24 protein-coding genes are annotated in these 19,764 nt (G+C 67.9%); 14 read left to right on the top strand and 10 right to left on the bottom strand.

The window, feature by feature from the left end:
• Positions 1 to 26: 26 nt before the first annotated feature.
• Positions 27 to 953 carry a DUF2268 domain-containing protein gene (locus AAFO60_RS08200; protein ID WP_347955684.1) on the top strand — a complete coding sequence of 309 codons (927 nt, stop codon included), beginning with the start codon at positions 27 to 29 and terminating at the stop codon, positions 951 to 953.
• Here AAFO60_RS08200 and AAFO60_RS08195 read toward each other — a convergent pair.
• From AAFO60_RS08195 to AAFO60_RS08180, 4 genes are all read right to left on the bottom strand, one after another.
• On the bottom strand, positions 939 to 1,697 hold the full coding sequence (locus tag AAFO60_RS08195) for an amino acid ABC transporter ATP-binding protein (RefSeq protein ID WP_347955683.1): 759 nt from the start codon (positions 1,695 to 1,697) through the stop codon (positions 939 to 941). The two genes, AAFO60_RS08200 and AAFO60_RS08195, sit on opposite strands and share 15 nt — an antisense overlap.
• A gap of 5 nt (positions 1,698 to 1,702) precedes the next feature.
• Complete coding sequence (locus AAFO60_RS08190; protein ID WP_347955682.1) at positions 1,703 to 3,451, bottom strand: ABC transporter substrate-binding protein/permease; 1,749 nt, start codon at positions 3,449 to 3,451, stop codon at positions 1,703 to 1,705.
• Positions 3,452 to 3,576: 125 nt separating this feature from the next.
• Positions 3,577 to 3,915: a histone-like nucleoid-structuring protein Lsr2 gene (locus AAFO60_RS08185; RefSeq protein WP_347955681.1), complete on the bottom strand. Its 339-nt coding sequence runs from the start codon at positions 3,913 to 3,915 to the stop codon at positions 3,577 to 3,579.
• Between the two features lie 95 nt (positions 3,916 to 4,010).
• Positions 4,011 to 4,721 carry a hypothetical protein gene (locus AAFO60_RS08180; protein WP_347955680.1) on the bottom strand — a complete coding sequence of 237 codons (711 nt, stop codon included), beginning with the start codon at positions 4,719 to 4,721 and terminating at the stop codon, positions 4,011 to 4,013.
• A gap of 61 nt (positions 4,722 to 4,782) precedes the next feature.
• Between AAFO60_RS08180 and AAFO60_RS08175 the strand changes: the two genes are divergently transcribed.
• From AAFO60_RS08175 to AAFO60_RS08155, 5 genes are all read left to right on the top strand, one after another.
• A complete protein-coding gene (locus tag AAFO60_RS08175; protein WP_347955679.1) occupies positions 4,783 to 5,658 on the top strand; it encodes a rhodanese-related sulfurtransferase in 876 nt (291 codons plus the stop codon).
• Positions 5,655 to 6,719 (top strand): CobW family GTP-binding protein, encoded by a 1,065-nt coding sequence (locus AAFO60_RS08170; protein ID WP_347955678.1) that lies wholly within the window; start codon positions 5,655 to 5,657, stop codon positions 6,717 to 6,719. The genes AAFO60_RS08175 and AAFO60_RS08170 overlap by 4 nt, the downstream gene beginning before the upstream one ends.
• Before the next feature lie 224 nt (positions 6,720 to 6,943).
• Complete coding sequence (locus tag AAFO60_RS08165; protein WP_347955677.1) at positions 6,944 to 8,008, top strand: N-acetylmuramoyl-L-alanine amidase; 1,065 nt, start codon at positions 6,944 to 6,946, stop codon at positions 8,006 to 8,008.
• A gap of 32 nt (positions 8,009 to 8,040) precedes the next feature.
• On the top strand, positions 8,041 to 9,015 hold the full coding sequence (locus tag AAFO60_RS08160; RefSeq protein ID WP_347955676.1) for an SDR family oxidoreductase: 975 nt from the start codon (positions 8,041 to 8,043) through the stop codon (positions 9,013 to 9,015).
• Complete coding sequence (locus AAFO60_RS08155; RefSeq protein WP_347955675.1) at positions 9,012 to 9,575, top strand: nucleosidase; 564 nt, start codon at positions 9,012 to 9,014, stop codon at positions 9,573 to 9,575. The genes AAFO60_RS08160 and AAFO60_RS08155 overlap by 4 nt, the downstream gene beginning before the upstream one ends.
• 7 nt (positions 9,576 to 9,582) lie before the next feature.
• On the opposite strand, the gene AAFO60_RS08150 is transcribed toward AAFO60_RS08155, so the two are convergent.
• The gene (locus AAFO60_RS08150; protein ID WP_347955674.1) at positions 9,583 to 10,728 is read right to left on the bottom strand and encodes a DUF6542 domain-containing protein; all 1,146 of its coding nucleotides are present in this window, start codon (positions 10,726 to 10,728) and stop codon (positions 9,583 to 9,585) included.
• 65 nt (positions 10,729 to 10,793) lie between these two features.
• A complete protein-coding gene (locus AAFO60_RS08145; RefSeq protein ID WP_347955673.1) occupies positions 10,794 to 11,399 on the bottom strand; it encodes a methylated-DNA--[protein]-cysteine S-methyltransferase in 606 nt (201 codons plus the stop codon).
• Between the two features lie 166 nt (positions 11,400 to 11,565).
• Between AAFO60_RS08145 and AAFO60_RS08140 the strand changes: the two genes are divergently transcribed.
• The 6 genes from AAFO60_RS08140 to AAFO60_RS08115 all read left to right on the top strand — a co-directional run bounded on the left by AAFO60_RS08140 (position 11,566) and on the right by AAFO60_RS08115 (position 15,377).
• Positions 11,566 to 12,909, top strand: a complete 1,344-nt coding sequence (locus AAFO60_RS08140) for an AI-2E family transporter (protein WP_424308243.1) — start codon at positions 11,566 to 11,568, stop codon at positions 12,907 to 12,909.
• A gap of 6 nt (positions 12,910 to 12,915) precedes the next feature.
• Positions 12,916 to 13,995, top strand: coding sequence for a redox-regulated ATPase YchF (ychF, locus tag AAFO60_RS08135; protein ID WP_347955671.1), 1,080 nt, complete (start codon positions 12,916 to 12,918; stop codon positions 13,993 to 13,995).
• A gap of 42 nt (positions 13,996 to 14,037) precedes the next feature.
• Positions 14,038 to 14,367: a nucleotidyltransferase family protein gene (locus tag AAFO60_RS08130; protein ID WP_347955670.1), complete on the top strand. Its 330-nt coding sequence runs from the start codon at positions 14,038 to 14,040 to the stop codon at positions 14,365 to 14,367.
• Positions 14,364 to 14,711: a HepT-like ribonuclease domain-containing protein gene (locus AAFO60_RS08125; protein WP_347955669.1), complete on the top strand. Its 348-nt coding sequence runs from the start codon at positions 14,364 to 14,366 to the stop codon at positions 14,709 to 14,711. The genes AAFO60_RS08130 and AAFO60_RS08125 overlap by 4 nt, the downstream gene beginning before the upstream one ends.
• Positions 14,712 to 14,880: 169 nt before the next feature.
• The gene (locus tag AAFO60_RS08120; RefSeq protein ID WP_347955668.1) at positions 14,881 to 15,123 is read left to right on the top strand and encodes a type II toxin-antitoxin system Phd/YefM family antitoxin; all 243 of its coding nucleotides are present in this window, start codon (positions 14,881 to 14,883) and stop codon (positions 15,121 to 15,123) included.
• Positions 15,120 to 15,377, top strand: a complete 258-nt coding sequence (locus AAFO60_RS08115) for a type II toxin-antitoxin system RelE family toxin (protein ID WP_347955666.1) — start codon at positions 15,120 to 15,122, stop codon at positions 15,375 to 15,377. The genes AAFO60_RS08120 and AAFO60_RS08115 overlap by 4 nt, the downstream gene beginning before the upstream one ends.
• A 61-nt stretch (positions 15,378 to 15,438) precedes the next feature.
• Here the strand turns inward: AAFO60_RS08115 and AAFO60_RS08110 are convergent, their stop codons facing one another.
• Positions 15,439 to 15,786, bottom strand: coding sequence for a VOC family protein (locus AAFO60_RS08110; protein WP_347955665.1), 348 nt, complete (start codon positions 15,784 to 15,786; stop codon positions 15,439 to 15,441).
• A 96-nt stretch (positions 15,787 to 15,882) separates the two neighbouring features.
• Here AAFO60_RS08110 and AAFO60_RS08105 point away from each other — a divergent pair, with 96 nt between their 5' ends.
• Positions 15,883 to 16,137: a HigA family addiction module antitoxin gene (locus tag AAFO60_RS08105; RefSeq protein ID WP_347955664.1), complete on the top strand. Its 255-nt coding sequence runs from the start codon at positions 15,883 to 15,885 to the stop codon at positions 16,135 to 16,137.
• 275 nt (positions 16,138 to 16,412) lie between these two features.
• Here AAFO60_RS08105 and AAFO60_RS08100 read toward each other — a convergent pair whose 3' ends face one another.
• Positions 16,413 to 16,787: a VOC family protein gene (locus tag AAFO60_RS08100; RefSeq protein ID WP_347955663.1), complete on the bottom strand. Its 375-nt coding sequence runs from the start codon at positions 16,785 to 16,787 to the stop codon at positions 16,413 to 16,415.
• Positions 16,788 to 16,975: 188 nt separating this feature from the next.
• On the bottom strand, positions 16,976 to 17,326 hold the full coding sequence (locus AAFO60_RS08095; protein WP_347955662.1) for an ArsR/SmtB family transcription factor: 351 nt from the start codon (positions 17,324 to 17,326) through the stop codon (positions 16,976 to 16,978).
• Between the two features lie 110 nt (positions 17,327 to 17,436).
• Here AAFO60_RS08095 and AAFO60_RS08090 point away from each other — a divergent pair, with 110 nt between their 5' ends.
• Entirely contained in the window at positions 17,437 to 19,326 is a 1,890-nt protein-coding gene (locus tag AAFO60_RS08090; protein ID WP_347955661.1) for a heavy metal translocating P-type ATPase, read from the top strand.
• Here AAFO60_RS08090 and arfB read toward each other — a convergent pair.
• Entirely contained in the window at positions 19,323 to 19,763 is a 441-nt protein-coding gene (arfB, locus tag AAFO60_RS08085) for an alternative ribosome rescue aminoacyl-tRNA hydrolase ArfB (RefSeq protein ID WP_347955660.1), read from the bottom strand. The genes AAFO60_RS08090 and arfB overlap by 4 nt on opposite strands.
• Between the last annotated feature and the right edge of the window lies 1 nt (position 19,764).

Raw genomic sequence — 19,764 nt, 5'->3', positions numbered from 1 at the left:
AACGGCAGTGTTTACGGTCGCCTGTCATGACCATTTCAATGATCGACAGCGCGTCGGGTATGCACCGCGTCCTGACGGCGGACGCGCAGGAGCGGGACGATCTCATCCGTGACCTGTGGCATCCCATGGCGGGGATGTACCACTTCATCCCCGGCGGCGTGGATATGGCCGCCGTGCACCGGCAGAACTTCGGCTTCCGCTCGGACTCCGCGATCGAGCGGGTGAGCGAGGGCCTGGAGGCCCTCGTCGCAGCAGATGCGTGGGCCCGCGTCGAGAATGCGCTTGAGCAGGGCATGGCAGCGTTGGCCTCCGCCGATCCGGGGGTGCGGATCCCCGACCTGAACGTGCTGCTCGTGCTCGGGGATCCGACCAGCCGGCACTTCGTCGACGAGGTGCAGGGGATGTCGGGATTCGGCGGCATCAGCGGCTACATCGCCATCACCGTCTGGCCTACCGTGCGCGTCCTCGATCGCCTCGAGGCGATCGCGGTCCATGAACTGCACCACAACGTGCGCTACTCACCCGGCGGGATCGTGTGGGACCCGCAGACGGTGACCGTCGGCGAGCACGTGGTGGCCGAAGGGCTCGCCGACGTCTTCGCATCAGAGTTGTACGGCGAGGCCGGCTACACCCACTTCGTGCGCGACGGAGTCCGCTCCGACGACCGAGTCCTGGCGAAGGTCGCCGGCGGTCTGGGGGTCACCGGAATGGCAGACTTCGCCGCCTGGGTGCTGGGCGATTCCAGCGCACGGTTGTTCGGTGCCGAGCCCGTCGGCCTGCCCACCGGGGCAGGCTATGCAGCCGGCGCTCGGCTGGTCCGCGCCTATCTCGACCCCACGGGCTCCACCGCCGCTCAATGCGTTCACGCTCCCGCGTCCGACATTCTGCGCATCGCGTTGCCGCGGCTGGGCCTGACCAGGGCCCGGCCCGCCGCCAGGCTAGAGGACCTGTGACAGGAAGGCCTTGAGCCGGTCGCTGTGCGCGTCGGTGAAGATCTGCTCGGGCCGGCCGGATTCGACGACGACGCCCTCGTCCATGAAGACCACGTTGTCGGACACGTCGCGCGCATAGCCCATCTCGTGCGTCACCACGATCATCGTCATGCCGTCGTTCGACAGCTCCGTCATCAGCGCGAGCACACCCTTGACCAGCTCCGGGTCGAGCGCACTGGTGGCCTCGTCGAAGAACATGATCTGCGGGTGCATCGCCAGGGCCCGCGCGATCGCGACCCGCTGCTGCTGTCCGCCCGAGAGCGTCTCGGGCCGTACGTCGGCCTTGTGCGCCAGGCCCACCGCCTCCAACTGCGACAGCGCGAGCGCCCGCGCCTCGTCCTTGCCGAGACCGAGCAGCTTGCGCGGGCCGAGCTCGATGTTCTGCGCGACCGTCTTGTGCGGGAACAGGTTGAACTGCTGGAAGACCATGCCGATCCGGCGGCGCAGGCCGTCGGGATCGTCCTTCAGGACGCTGACACCGTCGATCAGGATGTCGCCCTGATCGGGCTCGTGCAGCCGGTTCAGGACGCGCAGCAGGGTGGACTTGCCCGACCCGGACGGACCGATGACGGTCGTGGTGGATCCCGCGTCGACGTGGATGTCGACGCCGCGCAGGACGTGATTGTCGCCGAACGACAGGTGCAGGTCGGTGCCGGTCAGGGAGACCGCGGCACCCCGATCGAAGAGGGGAGTGGACTTGGTCACGGTGCTCACGCCTTTCCGGTGCGCAGTCGGCGGTCGATGTAGTTGACCAGGTGCGTCAACGGCACCGTCATCAGCAGGTACAGCAGGCCCGCGGCCACCAGCGGAGTGAGGTTGCCGCTGTTGGCGTTGAAGTCCTTGCCGACGGCGAACAGATCCCGCTGCAGGAGGGTCAACCCGAGGAAGTAGATCAGCGACGAGTCCTTGATCAGGACGATGAACTGGTTCACCAGCGCGGGCAGGACGCGGCGCACACCCTGCGGCACGATGACCAGCGACATCGACCGACGGTACGAGAAGCCCAGGGCACGGGCCGCCTCCATCTGCCCCGACTCGATGCTCTGGATGCCGGAGCGGAAGATCTCGCCGATGTAGGCCGCCGCCAGCAGTGCCAGGGCCACCGAGCCGAGCCAGAACGGATTGCCGCCGGTGAGGTTCTTGACGATCGGACCGAAGCCCAGCCCCACCATCAGGATCACCACGACAGCGGGCAGCCCGCGGAAGATGTCGGTGTACACCCGCGCGGGCCACCGCAGCCACCGCGAGCGCGACATGCCCGCGACCGCCAGCACCATGCCGCCGATGGTGCCGAGGATGCCGGAGACGAGGGCGATCTTCAGCGTGTTCGGCAGACCGGTCTTGAACAGTTCGGGCAGGGCGTTGCGGAACTGTTCACCGTTGAAGAAGGTCTCCCGCAACTGCTGCCAGGTGCTCTTGGGGGCGGCGTCGGCCGCGTCCTGCTTCGGCTTGTCGGCGTTGGCGGCGGCGATCGCCGCGAAGTCGGGCAGGTGCGGCATCGGCGCGGCCTTCGAACCGGGCTTCCAGCCGGCCGGCAGCGGGCGCGGCGCCCAGTCGCTGTACAGGCGCGCCCAGGTGCCGTCGGCGATGATGGCGTCGAGCCCGCTGTTGAGTGCGTCGACCAGCGGCTGGTCGCCCTTCGCGACGGCCCACGCGGTGAAGTTGTTGATGCTGAAGGTGTTCTCCAGGATCTTGATGCCGTCGGAGGCCTTCACGGTGCCCTCGGCCTGCTGACTCGGCGCCACCCAGGCGTCGATCTGCCCCGACTTGAGGTTCGCGTAGGCGGTCGCGTAGTCCGGGTACTTGACCGGATTCAGCTTCAGGATGTTCGTCACGTAGTCGTCCTGGACGGTGCCCTGCACGACGCCGATCCGGGTGCTCGGATTCAGATCGCCGAAGGTGCGGACCGGGCCGCCCGCCGGACCCACGAGGGCGAAGTAGCCGAAGTCGTAGCCGTTGGTGAAGGCGACCGTCTGACGGCGCTCGTCGGTGGTGGTGATCGACGACGAGCCGACGTCGAAGCGGTGGCTCGCCACCTGCGCCAGCAGGCTGGAGAACTCGGTGCCGATGAACTCGACCTTCAGCCCGAGCTTGGCGGCGATCGCCTTCAACATCTCGTTGTCCATGCCGGTGTACTGCTGATGCGAGTTGACGCAGATGCTCGGCGGCGCATCCGACAGCGTTCCGACGACCAGCGTGCCGGGCTTGATCAGATTCAGCTTGGAGGTGTCGATCTGATCGAGCGGCACGGTCGTGGCGGTGGTGAAACGGTCCGGGGCCTGTGCGGAGCTGGCCAGATTCGTCGGCGCCGCCGAGGCGCTGTCGACGCCGGGCGGGGAGCAGAGCCCGGCGTCACCGCTGTCGGACGACCCGCTCGAGCAGGATGCCAGCAGCGCCGCGAGGAAGGCGACGAGCAACAGGGGCAGCCAACGTCGGCGGGCCAAGGAGAGGACAGTCATGAGAGGAAAGCGTAATGGGGTGCGCGCGTCGACCCGAAATTAAAACCGCGGCGAGGAAAACGGAATCCGACAATGCGCAGCGCCCCGGACGAATCCGGGGCGCTGTGTGCGAGAGATCGCAGGTCTCAGTTGGCTGCTTCGTAGGCGGCGATGATGTCGGCCGGGATGCGCCCGCGGTCACTGACGGAGTAGCCGTTGTCCGAAGCCCACTTCCGGATCACCCGGGTGTTGGTGGCCGCACGGCCCGCGGGTGCGGTGCTGCGGCGAGCGCCGGTGGAACGGCCGCCGACAGGGCGTGAGATGGCGACGTAGGTGGCGACGTGGTTGCGGAACTCCTCGGCGTGCTCGGGCGAGGTGTCGAACTCATAGCTCTTGCCGTCGAGGCTCCACTGGACGGTCTCGTACTCGTCGAGTTCGGCGCCGTCGATATCGTCGACGATCTGGATGACGGTCTTCTTGGCCATGGGGGACCTTTCACGGGGAGAGACTGAAGTGAAGTCGCGCGAATCGGAATTGCACGCCGACCACCGAAATGATTCTGCGCTCAGAGTACACGTATTCAACGGGTTGGAACCACCTGTGTGGAATGGTCCGACGCCGACGATTCGGAGGGAGAGTGCGAATCGGGTGTCAAGAGGGAATCAGGGGCCCGTTCATCGGCTCTAAAGGTGCTGAATCGGTCGGCCGTGATCGCGAATCCGGCACCGGATCCGGACTCGATGCAATACAGATCGTCGCCGACGGTCAAACAGGCGAAGCGATCGACGTTGAATGTCGTTCCCGAGGGCAGTACGCGTGATCGGAACAACACCGGATAGCTATTCGCGCAGGCGCCGGCCTCTGCTCCGTTCGCATCGAGTATTGCGTAGTGCCTGTTCCAATCACACCCGTCGGGGACGTCGGCCGGGCGTCGGGTCCCACTGATCGAATCGCTGACGCAGGCGAGCGCGTCGGCGCCGTTGTTTCCGGTCGAGCAGCGGACCCCTCGATCGGGCGTGGAGAAATGGTAACCGGAGACCTCGGCGCGCCTGCCGTCGGGCGAGGTCGCACCCGTTTGAAACTCCGAATTGCTGGTCCGGGGTGCGGCCTTGATGACGCGCTCGTAACTCCACGGCGAGGCTGCTGCGGTCCGGGTGCCCAGGGTGCGCGAGGCGGAGGTCGCCGACAGGGAGGACACGGGCGACTGGGTGCTCGGCGCGTCGGTGCCGGGGATCACGATCTTGCTGGGTGTGGTGTCCGTGTTGATCAGCGAACACGCGGTCAGTGCCATCGTGGCGACGGCGCAGAGGGCGGTGGCGGCCGAGCGCGTGTTGAGTCCGTACCCTTGCACTGTGGCGACTCCCAAGATCGTGTTGTTCTATGTCTTCACTCCGCTGCCGGATCCGGAGGCGATCCGCCTGTGGCAGCAGAGCGTCTGCGAGTCCGCGGGATTGCGCGGCAGGATCATCGTGTCACCCCATGGGATCAATGCAACAGTGGGTGGCGACATTCGGGACGTGAAACGGTATGTGCGGGCCACCCGCAGCTATCGCGCCTTCGCCGACGCCGACATCAAGTGGTCGGACGGAACCGGTGACGACTTTCCGCGGTTGAGTGTCAGAACGCGACCGGAGATCGTCACCTTCGGCGCCCCCGATGAACTCCGCGTCGACACCGACGGAGTCGTCGGCGGCGGGCGGCGGCTGGCACCTGAGCAACTGCACGAGTTGATTGACGACCGCGGCGACGAAGTGGTCTTTCTCGATGGACGCAACAAGATCGAGGCGCAGATCGGACGATTTCGCGGCGCCGTCGTTCCCGATGTCGAGACCACCCGCGACTTCATCCCGCTGATCGATAGCGGCGCACTCGATCATCTGAAAGGCCGCCCCATCGTCACCTATTGCACCGGGGGTGTGCGGTGCGAGGTTCTCAGTGCGCTCATGACGGCCCGGGGATTCGATGAGGTGTATCAACTCGACGGCGGAATCGTCAGGTATGGCGAAGCTTATGGTGATCGCGGTCTGTGGGAGGGATCGCTGTATGTCTTCGACAGCCGAATGAAGGTCGACTTCACTTCGGACGCAGCGGTGATCGGTGAATGCGTCGAGTGCGGTGCGGCCACCAGTGATGTCGTCAACCATCCCGACAGAGACGGTCGCGATCTCGCGGTGGTCTGTCGGAATTGTCTTGGGGCACATGTCGGTTCGGACGTGAATCGGGCATGACGCGGCCGCCCCTGCCGGTGGTCGTGCTGGCCGGCTTCCTCGGAGCGGGTAAGACGACCCTGCTCAACCACGTCCTGCGACATGCGGGCGGACGTCGAATCGGTGTCCTGGTCAACGACTTCGGCGCCGTCAACATCGACGCGCTGCTCGTGTCGGGGCAGTCGGGCGGAACGATGAACCTGAGCAACGGCTGCATGTGCTGCACGACCGATGCCGGGGACCTCGCCGAGACCCTGGCGACGATGGCGGCCCCTGCGAACGGGCTCGACGCCGTTCTCATCGAGGCCAGTGGGATCGCCGAACCGCGTGCGCTGGTGCGGATGGTGCTGGCCGCGCGCAGTGCGCGGCTCGCCTACGGTGGCCTGGTCTACCTCGTCGACGCGGCGAACTACGTGCCGACGGCGGCCGCGCATCCGCAGATCGTCGACCACCTGAGCATTGCGGATCTGGTGGTGTGCAACAAGATCGACCTGTGCGCCGACGAGTCGGACGCCGCCCGCGTGCTCGACGCGGTGCGTGCGGCCAACGAGACGGCCCCGCTGGTGCCGGTCCGGCACGCCGCCGTCGACCCGGCGTTGTTCTTCGACCCCGTCGAGCGGATCGTCGGAGACGACGGTCCGCGGCAGCTGTCGTTCGACGAACTGCTGTTCGCCGACGAGCACGACGAGCACGGCCCGGACGGGCACGCGGATCATCGACATGGAGACCACCTGCACGACGGCTTCGACTCGGCCTCGCTGGAAACGGACCGGCCGGTGAACCCGCGACGACTGGCGCGGTTCCTCGAGCGGCCACCCGCCGGGGCCTACCGGATCAAGGGCACGGTGCTGATCGATCACCCGGACCACCGCGGCGTCGCCTACACGGTGCAGGCGGTCGGCGGATTCGTCAGCGTCGACGCCGGTTCGTGGCGCGGGCGCACGCCCGGAACGTCCCTGGTGGTGATCGGTGCCGGCCTCGATCCGGCGGCGGCCCGCGACGCACTGGAGCAGACGCTGATCCCTGCGGAGGCGGACGACCCGACCGGCATTCTGCACCTGACGCGCCATCTGGTCGAGTGAGGCCGGACTCGCCGTGCCCGTGCGGTCGCCGCAGGCGATGGAGCGTCGGGGAGGGTGCGTCGATCACAGCAACCTAACGATTCGCGTCGATGTCGGAGTCGAGTTTGCCGCGCACCCTCAACCGCTGCTTCACTGTTACTGAAGTGTTCTTCTGTGACTGGTGATGTTTGAACTCGGAAGGAGAGCGGTGCGTTGCCGTTCCGGCGACCGCACCCACCCCGCCCATGGCTGCTGCTCGTATCCGTCGTCGCACCCTGCTCGCCTCCTCGGTGTTGACCTCCGCCGCCCTCGTCGGCGCGCTGATCACCGTCGCGCCGAGCCAGGCCGCACCGCGCTCGGGCGCCCTGACCGGCAAGACGGTCTTCCTCGATCCCGGTCATCAGGGGTCGGCGGCCGGCCACGATCTGGCCAAGCAGGTCGATGACGGGCGCGGCGGGAAGAAGGACTGCCAGACCACCGGCGCGACGGCCGTCACCGGGAAGGCCGAGCACACCATCAACTGGGATGTGGCACAGCTGGTCAAGGCCGCGCTGGAGAGCAAGGGCGCCCGCGTGGTGATGAGCCGCAACGACGACACCGGGTGGGGCGGCTGCGTCGACGAACGCGCCGCGGCGGCGAGCAACTCCGGCGCCGATCTCGCGGTCAGCATCCACGCGGACTCCACGAGCACCGGTGCGGATACGGCCAAGACCGGCTTCCACATGATCGTGCCGACCCTCCCGATCCCCGACAAGACGGTCGACGGCGTGCAGGGCGGCGAGGGACGCAAGGCGTCGAACACCATCCGCGACGCGATGAAGAAGGCTGGATTCGCTCCGGCCAACTACCTCGGCGCCGTCGACGGGGTGGTGACCCGGCCGGACATCGCGGCGGTCAACCTCACGCGGGTGCCGGCGGCGTTCGTCGAGATGGGCAACCTGTCCGACCCGGCCGAGGCAGCGGTCCTGTCGTCCCCGCAGGGCGCGACCAAGTACGCCGTCGCCATCACCGAGGGCATCACCGGCTACCTGGGCGGCAAGGCCGCCGCGGCCAACCCGACGGCGCCGGCCCCCGACCCGGGTGCACAGCCCGGCGCCCCGGCGCCGGCGGAGCCCTCCGCGGGCACCGACCTGTCCGATGTGAAGGGCGTCGAGGCGATCGGTCCGCTGATCGGCAAGCTCGCCAAGGCCAAGAGCCCCCAGGAGGCCCAGCGCATCCTGATGACCGACGGTCAGGACGTGTCCGCCGACGTCCTGAAGGCGATCCTGTCCGTGGTGTACGCGGTGTTCGGCGGCAAGCTGCCCATCTGAGGCGTGTCGGCGCCGTGCTTTAGGCTTGTGGCATGGGTCTCACCACATCGCTGAACCTTCCGCGCCTGCAGACCATTCGGGAGCTGTTCCACGTCCCCGTGCCGGTGCCGTCGCTGCGCGGTCGCAAAGTCCTGATCACCGGAGCGGCCAGCGGCATCGGTCGGGCCACCGCGCTGGCGGCCGCGCGAGCGGGCGGCGAGCTGGTGCTCACCGATCTGCAGTCCGCGGCTCTCGACGAGGTCGTCGCGCAGATCCTGGACGAGCACGGCACCGTCCTCTATCACCGCGCCGGTGACGTCTCCGACTACGAGTGGGTCGCGGCCTTCGCGCGCGGCGTCGACGCCGAGGTCGGGGTGATGGACGTCGTGATGAACATCGCGGGCGTGTCGGCGTGGGGGACGGTGGAGAACCTCGAGCACCGGCACTGGAAGAAGATGGTCGACGTCAATCTGATGGGGCCGATCCACATCATCGAGTGTTTCGTTCCGCAGATGGTCCGGCGCGGCGACGGGGGACAGCTGGTCAACGTGTCCTCGGCGGCGGGGCTGCTGGCGCTGCCGTGGCATGCGGCCTACAGCGCCGGAAAGTTCGGGATCCGCGGCGTCTCCGAGGTCCTGCGTTTCGATCTGCGCCGTCACGGCATCGGCGTCAGCCTGGTGTGTCCGGGCGGCGTCGACACCCCGCTGGTCGACACCGTCGACATCGTCGGCATCGACCGCGGCAATGCGACGGTCCAGAAGCAGATCGCCGGATTCCACAAGGTCGCGGTGACTCCGGAGAAGGCCGCGTCGGCGATCCTGCGAGGCATCACCGGGAACAAGTTCCTCGTCTACACCTCGTTCGACATCCGGTTCGGCTACTGGTGGGCGCGCAAGTTCGCCTTCCCGTACGAGGTGGTGATGCGGGTGGCGAACAACCGCTTCGACCATCTGTCCCGGATCAGTGCGATCGGCGACGACGGTGCCGCCGACCGTTCCGGGTCGGCAGCGTCGCGGCACGCCGAATGAGGGCCGCGAGTGCCCGCGTGCTGGTCGTCTCCGCGACGCACGCGGAGGCCGCGCACGTGCCGCCGGGCACGGATCTGCTCGTCACCGGCATCGGCAAGGTTCGCGCCGCCGTCGCCGTCACCAGGCGGCTGGCGGGCGGCGAGTACAGGCGCGTGATCAACATCGGCACCGCGGGCGCCCTGCACGACGGCCACGCCGGTCTTTACACGCCCTCGCGTGTGGTGGAGCACGACATCAGTGCGGCCGAGCTGACCGCGATGGGATACCCGATCAGCGACGAGTGGGAGATCCCCGACGGGGACGGCAGCGTGTTGGCCACCGGCGACACCTTCGTCAGCGACGGGCGACGACGCGCCCGGCTCGCCGAGCGTGCCGATCTGGTCGACATGGAGGGTGCGGCGATTGCGCAGGTGTGTGAGGCCTTCGGCCTCCCGCTCCGGCTGGTCAAGGTCGTCAGCGACAACGCGGACGACGGTGCCTTCGACTGGCCGTCGGCCGTTGACGCCGCCGCCCGCGACCTGGGCGACTGGCTGGACGGGACCAGCTTCGGGGAACGCTGAGACCGGCTCAGCGTTCGTCGGCGCCGGCCGTGAGGTCTTCGATCGCGCCCTTGTCGCGGACCTGGCCCGCGGTTCGCCGCGGCCGGGCCCCGGTGTCGCGGGCGGGAATGGTCTGCGGGGTCGCACGCCGACGCGGAGCTGCGGCGGCGGTGCTCGCCGGCGGGCCGGCCGGTCGCGGTTGTGCCTGGCGGGCCGCCGGGGCGGTGGGCCGGGCCGACTGGACCGGCTGATCGTGCGGGGTCTGGGTGCGGGGCCGGGCGGGGCGCCGCACCGGGTCCGACGCCTGGCGGGACGTGTTCTGACCACCCGTGTTCTGACGGTTGGTGCTCTGGCCGGCTGCGCTCTGATGGGTGGTGCTCTGGCCGGTCGGAGCCTGCCGAGTCCGCGGCTGATCGGCGCCGGCTTGCCGGGTCGGGCGCGGACGGGCCGGCCGTTCGGCTGCGCTGTCGGCAGCCTTGGTGCGGGACTGCGCCCGCGCCGGCCGCGTCGCGGATCGGGTTCCGTCGGTCGCCGCCGCAGTGGCCGAGCGAGTTGCCGCCTGGCGCCCCGAGCCGGACCGCGCCCCAGTCCGGGGCGCCGCCGCGGCGGTCTTCTTGCGTTCCGCGTTCTTGCCGCCCCCGGTCTTCGCTTCTCCGGTCTTCGCGTCCCCGGTCTTGGCATTCCGTGTCCGGGCGGCGCTCGACTGCGTCCGCGCCTTCTTCCCGAAGAGCGCCTGGCCGCTCGGGCGGGCGGTGAACCACCGGGCGAGGACGACACCCAGGGTCATCAGGAAGGCGAGCAGAATCCAGGGGAAGCTGGTCGCGATGGGGAGGACCACCTTCAGCACGACGGCGCGCATGCCCTGCGCGCTGCTGGAGTTCACCGTGTACAGCGTCACCACGCCGACCACGAAGGCGACCAGTGGCGGCTGGGCGGCAGCGGTGAACAGTGCGCGCTGGCGTACCAGCAGCGCCGCGAGCAGGCATCCGAGGAGGTAGCAGACCTTGAAGGCGCGCCCCAGCGGGGACGGTGCGTCGGCGTCGATCAGGGCGCCGACGGTGGTGACTCCGACGGCGATCAGGACGGCTCCCCACCAGGGCACACCCCGGACGGTCGGCAGGACTGACCGCTCGTCGGCGGGCACGGCGGGGCCGGCAAGCAATCGTGACAACACATCTAAACGGTACCGGGTGCCGCGCCGAACTCATGGATCCGAAACCGTGAGTTAGCTGAAAACTCTCAGCGCGGTGATATGGATCTCACGGCGTCGTCGGTGCCGTCGAGTCCGTCGGCGACCCGAGTCGAGTCGTTCGGTCGTTCGGCGCCGACCGCGCTCGCCGCCTCCCGTTGCAGGAGGGAGGCCTTGAGATCGACGCCGTAGCGGTAGCCGCCGAGACCGCCGTTCCAGCGCAGCACACGGTGGCACGGCACGAACAGGGCCGCGGCATTGCGGACGCAGCACTGTGCGGCGGCCCGGACCGCTGCCGGTCGGCCGGCGTGCTCGGCGAGCACGCCGTAGGTCACGGTGCGCCCGGCCGGGACCCGCCGCAGCGCCTCCCACGACGCTTCGATGAACGGCCCGGCCTCCTGCCGGACCCGGACCCGCGCGGACGGCGTGAAGTCGCCGTCGTAGAAGGCGGTCACCGCTTCGAGGACGGGTCCGCCGGGCCGTTCGGCGAGGCCGCCGTCGCGCAGCCCGGGAGCGATCAGATCGTCGAGGTACTCCGGCGAGTCGGTCCATCCGGAGGCGTAGACGACGAAGTCGTCGTCGAACAGCGCGGTGAACGGGCCGTCCGCGGTGGTCGTGGTCGCCCAGCCGAGCGTCGGTGCGTTGTGATCGGTCATGTGGTCCCCCTGGAAGTCGGTCGATCGCGATGAGTGCGTACCCGCGTCCCCGCGTATCGGCGCTCATTGAATTGGACGCGCACCGCCGCGGATCGGTTCCCTCGCTCATCCCCAGGTGAGACGCGTCGTCGTCGGTGCGCGTGGCATCGCGGCGGATGTCCGAACCATGTGTGAAGATTGGCGCGTGAGTGAGGAAACAGACGAAACGTCGCCCGGCACCGAGAACTCCGCTGTCGAGAACCCCGCTGTCGAGGATCCCGCCGACGAGGAGTCGGCGTCCGCGGATGCGTCGTCGGCTGAGGCGGGCGGTGCACGGTTCCGGCACCCGCTGACGGGTCGGCCCTACCCGACTCGGGGGCGCGTCTTCCGGACCGGCCTGCGGTCGACGTCGGTCATCTGCCTGCAGATGTTGTTGGTGATCCTGTTCCTCTACGTGCTGATGCTGGTGCTGGGCAAGCTGTGGGTGATCCTGCTTCCGGTGCTCCTCGGCATCGTGGTGGCGACCGTGCTGTGGCCGCCGGTGCGCTGGCTGCGAGCGCGCGGTGTGCCTGCGGCGGCGGCGACGATCGTCGTGCTCCTCGCCGCGGTCGCCGTGATCGGCGGGGTGATCGGTCTCATCGTGCCGTCGGTGGTCGACCAGGCGCCGCAGTTGGCCGATCGGGCGGTCGACGGCGTCCGCAAGGTCCAGGACTGGATTCAGGGGCCGCCGCTCAACATCGGCGACGAGCAGATCAGCTCGTTGGTCACCGAGATCACCACGAAGCTGCAGAAGAGCGCGAGCACCATCGCCAGCGGCGTGTTCAGCGGTGTCGGGGTGGCCACCTCGGCGCTGATCACCTTGTTCACCACTGTCGTCCTGGTGTTCTTCTTCGTCAAGGACGGGCCCAAGTTCCTGCCGTGGCTCAGCCGGACGATGGGCGAGGGTGGCGCGGTCCACGTCAACGAGATCCTGCGCCGGATGTGGGACACCCTGGGCGGCTTCATCCGGACCCAGGCGCTGGTCAGCTTCGTCGACGCCTCACTCATCGGCATCGGGCTGATCGTGCTCGACGTCCCCCTCGCCGGAGTCCTGATCGTGATCACGTTCCTGGGCGGCTTCATCCCGATCGTCGGTGCCTTCGTCGCCGGCGCCCTTGCGGTGCTGATCGCCCTCGTCTCGAACGGCCTGACCACCGCGCTCATCGTCCTCGGCATCATCCTGGTGGTGCAGCAGTTGGAGGGCAACGTGCTGCAGCCGTGGCTGCAGGCCAAGTCGATGAACCTCCACGCGGTCATCGTGCTGCTGTCGGTCACCCTCGGCGGCACCATGTTCGGCATCACCGGTGCCTTCCTCGCCGTCCCGGCGGCGTCCTGCCTGGCCGTCGCGCTGCGGTACATCCTCGAGCAGATCGGGATCGCGGCGGGCGAGGAGATCGAAGCCGAGGACGAGGCGGCGCGGGAGGCCGAACGCGACCGGAAGCGTCGTCGGCGCGGGTCGGGTAGGTCTGCTGCGGCTTCGCAGATAGACTGACCACCCGTGAGTCTTACCCTTGGAATCGTCGGTCTGCCCAACGTCGGAAAGTCGACGCTCTTCAACGCCTTGACCCGTAACGACGTGCTCGCCGCGAACTACCCGTTCGCGACGATCGAGCCGAACGTCGGCGTCGTCGAACTGCCCGACGCGAGGCTCGATCGTCTCGCCGAGATCTTCGGCAGCGAACGTATCCTGCCTGCCGTGGTCTCGTTCGTCGACATCGCGGGCATCGTCAAGGGCGCGTCCGTGGGCGAGGGGATGGGCAACCAGTTCCTCGCGAACATCCGCGAGGCCGACGCCATCTGCCAGGTGGTCCGCGTCTTCGCCGACGACGACGTCGTGCACGTCGACGGTCGCGTCGACCCCCGCGCCGACATCGAGGTGATCGAGACCGAGCTGATCCTCGCCGACATCCAGACCCTGGAGAAGGCGATTCCGCGTCTGGAGAAGGAGGCGAAGAAGAACAAGGACCAGGTCGAGGTCCTCAACGCCGCCAAGGGTGCCGAGGCGATCCTGAGCGACGGCAAGACGCTGTTCTCGGCCAAGGACTCCTTCGATCTCGCATCGGTGCGCGAACTGCACCTGCTGACCGCCAAGCCCTTCCTCTACGTCTTCAACGCCGACGAGTCGGTCCTCACCGACGACGCGCGCAAGCAGGAACTGCGCGACGCCGTCGCTCCCGCCGACTGCGTCTTCCTCGACGCCAAGGTGGAGAGTGAACTCCTCGAACTCGAGGAGGAGGACGCCCAGGAACTGCTCGACTCGATCGGCCAGGACGAGCCCGGCCTGCGCCAGCTGGCCCGCGCCGGCTTCCACACCCTCGGCCTGCAGACCTACCTGACCGCAGGCCCCAAGGAGGCCCGCGCCTGGACCATCCGCCGCGGCGACACCGCACCCAAGGCGGCCGGCGTCATCCACACAGACTTCGAGAAGGGCTTCATCAAGGCCGAGATCGTCTCCTTCACCGACCTCGACGAGCACGGTTCGATGAACGCGGCCAAGGCTGCGGGCAAGGTGCGCATGGAGGGCAAGGAGTACGTGATGGTCGACGGCGACGTGGTGGAGTTCCGCTTCAACGTGTAGCCGCCGATGTCGAAGACGTGCCGTGGCCGGTATCCTGAGAGCATGCCTGAGACCATCATGACGCCTGAGACGCTCGCCCTGCGCGAGCTCATTGACGCACGTCGTGACAAATTCCAGGTGCTCCTCGATCGGTACGGCGCGACCAACCCAAAGTTGTTCGGATCCGTTGCGCGTGGCACCGCGTGTCCGGGGTCGGACATCGACATCCTTGTCGAGATGGACCCCGCCGACGGGAATCTCCTGATGCGGGCCTCCGGACTGATGGAGGAGACCAGAGCACTGTTCGGCCGCGACGACATCGACGTGTTTCCCGTCCAACTGCTCAAGCGGCCGGTATCGGCCTCAGTGCTCGCCGACGCGGTCGCATTGTGAGTCGCAACCCTACTCAGCGCATCGCTGATGCTCTGGAGGCCATCGAGCGGTGCCGGCGCTATGTTGCTGCTCTGGATAGGGACGCGGACATTGTGGAGATGGCAGAGGACGCGATCGAACGCAACCTGCAGATCGTCGGCGAAGCGGTGCAGCATCTTCCCGAGGAGATCACCGGTGCGCACCCTGAGATTCCTTGGCCGCAGATCCGGGGCTTCCGCAATATTCTCGTCCACCAGTACTTCGGAGTCGACGTGGACATCGTCCGCGATGTCGTGGAGACTCATCTCCCGCCGCTTGCCGAAGCGCTGCGGTCATCGAACTCGAGGGGTGACCTGCGGAACTGACCGTCTACGCCAAATGGCCCTACGTGCGGCGACGTGGTGGAGTCGCGGTTTAACGTGTGAGCGCGCGCTGGCTCCCTGGGTCGACCAGAAGCCGTGCACGAAGAAGCGTGATGGCAGATGTGATGTCTCCGACCTCACGAGAATGTACATTTTAGGGTATTCTTGAGCTATGGAGATCACCGCAACCAAGGCACGCGATCAGCTCGGTCGGCTCATCGACCGGGCGCACAGCGAGCCTGTATACCTCACTCGTCACAATCGGCGGGTGGGCGCGATCGTGGATGCGGACACCCTCGATCGGCTGATGGAAGCGGCCGAGGAACTCGAGGACATTGCGGCCTATGACGCGGCGAAGGCCGAAGGCGGAGAGAGCGTCACGCTCGATGAGCTCCGTCGCGAGCTCGGTCTGTGACCTATACGGTTCGAATCGCGTCCGCCGCGCGGCGTCAGATCGGCAAGCTCCCGCGTGACGGTCAGGAGCGAATCAGCGCCGTACTTGCCCTGCTGGCTGACGAGCCTCGGCCGCCGGCGTCGAAGAAGCTCACTGGCCGTGACGCCTGGCGCGTTCGCACGGGGAACTGGCGAGTCATCTACGAGATCCACGATGACGAACTCCTTGTCATGGTCGTCGTGGCGGGTAACAGGCGCGACGTCTACCGGCCCTGACGCAGATGGTCCTACGTGCCGAATTCGGTGGAGTTCCGGTTCAACGTGTGACGGGCGCAGCTCACTGAGAATGCGTGCCGACGTTGATCACATTGCCGGACGCGTCGCGGTAGAAGAACCGGGTGACGCCCCACTCCTCGGCTGTGAGAGGGTGAACGATCTCCAAACCCGCTGCCGCAACGCGCTCGTATGCGGCCTGGACGTCATCGACGAAGACGGAGACGCCGGGGTTCTCCGGGGCCGTCGCATCCGCGGTGAGCAAGCTCAACTGATGCCCCTCCGCATCGGCCAGTGTGACGATCCAGCCGTGGTCCATCACCACCTTGAGCCCGAGGGCCGCTACGTGCTCGTCGACGGAGCGGCGGAGGTCCGTGACCGAAAGATTGGGGACGACGCGGTCGATGTTCATGACGCGATTCTCCCATTCTGATACCGCGGGTATCCATCGACGACTGAGTGTTCCCGGTCGTTGGGCGCGTCGCAGGATCAGCGCGGGGGATAGGGTATGACGGCGGTCCACAGTGCGCTCTGCTGGTCGCGGTTGCGTGCGCTGAGCTCCTCGAAGTACCAGTCTTGGTCGAGCAACTGCTTCACCCACGGCAAGCGCGCGATCACGGCGGACACGGGGCTGCGGCTCGGGAAGTACTTCGGGACTTCCGCGCAGTTTTGGCTCAATCTCCAGACGCGCTACGACCTGGACCTGGCTGAGGACCGTGTGGCCGACCAGGTTGATTCGATCATCCCCTTGCGGACGCCGTGAGCCCTGCTCCGGCTTGAACGTTCCGCCGATGATCACCTGGCACGCTGGCGGTGAAGGCCGAGAAGTGCATGCTTCAAGCGGCAAGGTTGGCAGGCGGACCGCGTTGTCACCGAGCACCGACACGTGGGCCTGAGAGATCCTGATGGAGGACTTCATCGAGGGCTTCGGGATCACCCAGAACAAGCTCGCAGCCGGAACTCCGATTCAACGTGCGAGCATCGACGCGGCGACCGCCCCGGTCTCCGTGCTGGAGACCGGGGCACTCCTGTCAGGGGTCACAGATAGGGTCGGGTGATCAGCTCGAGGTGGTGCCCCGAGGGATCGAGGAGGTATACCCCTCGGCCGCCGTGCTCGTGGTTGATCTCGTCGGCGCGCGAACGCTGGGGATCGGCCCAGTGGTCTCGTTCGCTTGCTCTGATCCGCGCATATGCACGATCGAAGTGAGCATCGTCGACCAGGTAGGCGTAGTGCTGCGGTGGAAAGCTCGTCGGCGGGGTCGCGAACTGAAGGAGTACGCCGTCGCCGATCTGGACGTTGACGAACGGTCCCCAGGCCGGGGCGTCGGTCGCTTCGAGCAGGTCGCGATAGAACTGTGCCATCTCCGCCGGGTCGACGGACGCGATGATCGTGTGATTGAAGTGTGCTGTCATGGTTCTCCCTGTGGTCTCGTGGGTGTTTTCGAGGTCACCCACGCAGGGAGGTGCGCGAATCAGGGAACGACCAGTTTGCCGTTCCGGGAGCGGCCGAGTGAGGCCTGACTGGTCTTCATCACGACCACCTTACTGGGGCGGTGAGCTCGGCGTCGACGCCTTGATGGCCGGGGTCGGAGACCGTCCGCTCAGGCGGGAGCGTCTCGTTGGCTCAGTCGCAGGTGCTCGGTGTGGTAGACCGCCTGGTCGAGCAGCTCGGCGACGTGGTTGTCGTAGAGGCTGTAGGTGATGCTGCGGCCCTGACGGTCGCCCTCGACGAGTCCGAGGTGACGCAGCAGCCGCAACTGGTGGGAGACCGCTGACTGCGTCATGCCGGTCGCATCGACGAGCTCGCCCACCGAGGCCGGGCCGTGGCGGAGTCGACCGAGGATCAGCAGCCGGCTGGGCGCAGTCAGTGCCTGCAGGGTTTCGGCGACCGTCTTCGCGGTCGCCGCGTCCAACTCGGCTGGACGCACCTCACCCCGCACCTCGTGTCCCATGGCTCTCACCGTACTCAGCGCGACTATACATGAACATCTCTTCATGTATGATCAGGTTCTCGAGTCGCGCGGAACCGTGCGTGACCGCCATGCGTGGAAAGAGCAGTCCTATGACGATCACTCGGACTCATTCCGACCAGCACGATCGTGATCTGGTCTCATCCGCCGGGCCAGGCGCATGGTGGGCGCGCATCGACAGGATCGACCTGGCCCGCACGGCGTTCGTGGCCGCCTGCGCCGCCGCGGTGGGCCTGGGCCTGACCTGGCCGTGGCCCCAAGTCCCGTTGTTGGCGGTGGTCGGCATCGTCGTGGGCTGCTGGCCGATCGGCCGCGAGGCCTTCGAGGACCTCCGCCACCGGCGGATGAGCATGGAACTGTCGATGCTCATCGCGATCGCTGCAGCCGCGGCGATCGGCCAGTGGACGACCTCGCTGATCATCACCGCATTCGTTCTCGCCGCCGAGATCCTCGAAGACCTCTCGATGGACCGCGGCCGCGACGCGCTGACCGACCTCATGTCGTTCCTGCCCGAGTCCGTCCAGGTGCGACGCGGCGGTGAGGTGGCGACCGTGGCGCTGTCTGACGTGGTCGAAGGCGAGGTGATCGTGGTCGGGCCGGGCGGGCGGATCCCGGTCGACGGCACGGTCGTCGCCGGCCGGTCGACCGCCGATCAGTCCCGCATCACCGGGGAGCCGCTGCCGGTCGACATCGCGGTGGGCGACGAGGTCTTCGCGGGATCGATCAACCAGATCGGGGCGGTCGAGGTCCGCGCCGAACGGGTCGGCGCCGACTCCTCGTACGGCCGGATCATCGCCGCCGTGCAGCAAGCACAGGCTTCCGAGCCGCCGGTGCAGCGGCTGGCCGACCGACTGGCGGCCTGGCTCGTCTATCTCGCGCTCATCGGTGCGGCGCTCACCTACCTCGTGACGCGGGACCTCACCGCGACGATCTCGGTCGTGGTCGTCGCTGGTGCGTGCGGCGTCGCGGCCGGCACCCCGCTCGCGGTGCTCGCCGCCATCGCACGGGTCGCCCGCTCCGGTGCGTTCGTCAAAGACGGCACTCACCTGGAGGTCCTCTCCACGGTGGACACGGTGGTGTTCGACAAGACCGGCACCCTGACGACCGGCGAGCCGGCCGTGGTCGATGTGACGACCGCGGGTGATCTCGATCCGGACGCCCTGCTGGCGCTCGTCGCCGCGGCGGAGGCGTACTCCGAGCATCCCCTCGGCCGGGCGATCGTCGCCCACGCCCGCGATCGGGGTCTGCCGGCGACGCCCTGTGAGGACTTCGCCTACCTGCCCGGACGAGGCGTCACCGCAACGGTCGCGGGCAAGGCGGTCGCCGCAGGCAACCGTGCACTCGTCCCCGACGCGCCCGAACTGCAGGCGGATCAGGGAACGGCGACCGCGGTCCATGTCAGCGTCGGCGGCTCGTATGCCGGAACCGTGCTCCTCGCGGATGCGATCCGGGAGAGCGCACGAAGCGCCGTCGCCGTGGTGCACTGCGCGGGCCTGCGGACGATGATGATCACCGGCGACCAGGATGTCACCGCGCGGGCCGTCGCGGCCGAGGTCGGCATCGACGAAGTGCGGGCCGGACTGCTGCCCGACGAGAAGCTCGCCGCGATCGACGCCGAGCGTGCGGCCGGGCGGCGCCTCGCGATGGTCGGCGACGGTGTCAACGACGCTCCGGCACTCGCACGCGCCCAGGTCGGCATCGCGATGGGATCGGGCACCGACATCGCCCGAGAAGCCTCCGACGTCGTGCTCATCAGCTCCGACCTGAACGATCTGGCACACACGCTGCACGTCGCCCGCAGCGCTCGGCGGATCGTGATGTTCAACTTCGTCGGCACGATTCTCGTCGACCTCATCGGCATGGGGCTGGCTGCGGCCGGGCTGCTCCCTCCGATCTGGGCCGCCCTCATCCACGTCGGCAGCGAGACGGCGTTCATCCTCAACTCTGCTCGTCTCATCCCGGGACGCCGAACCCGACACTAGTCAGCGGTCGGTCGTCGGCGGTTCTGCTTGACGACGCCGCGCCTGGTCTTGGCGTCGAGCCGACGACGCTGGGAGCCCCTCGTCGGACGTGTGGGTCGCCGGGGAACAGGCGGGGCCAGGGCCTCGCGCAGCAGGTCGGCGAGTCGTCGTCGCGCTGCAGCGCGATTGCGGAGCTGGGCGCGTTCCGCCGATGCCGTCACCGTCAAGACGCTTCCGTCGAGCCGTGCCGCGAGCACCTGGAGGACGCGGTGGCGCTGGGCGTCGGTCAGCGCCGTCGTCGTCGCGAGGTCGAGGCCGAGCTGCACGCGGGAGTCGGTGGTGTTCACTCCCTGCCCGCCCGGGCCGGAGGATCGGGAGAACAGTTCGATCAACTCCGATCCGGGTACGCGCAGGCCGTGCGGGGCGCCCGGCCCCGGCGGCACGAGAAGATCGTCCATG

It is taken from the genome of Gordonia aichiensis, assembly GCF_039946255.1.
GTDB lineage: Bacteria > Actinomycetota > Actinomycetes > Mycobacteriales > Mycobacteriaceae > Gordonia > Gordonia aichiensis_A.
This window is presented reverse-complemented; position numbering and strand designations above follow the sequence as displayed.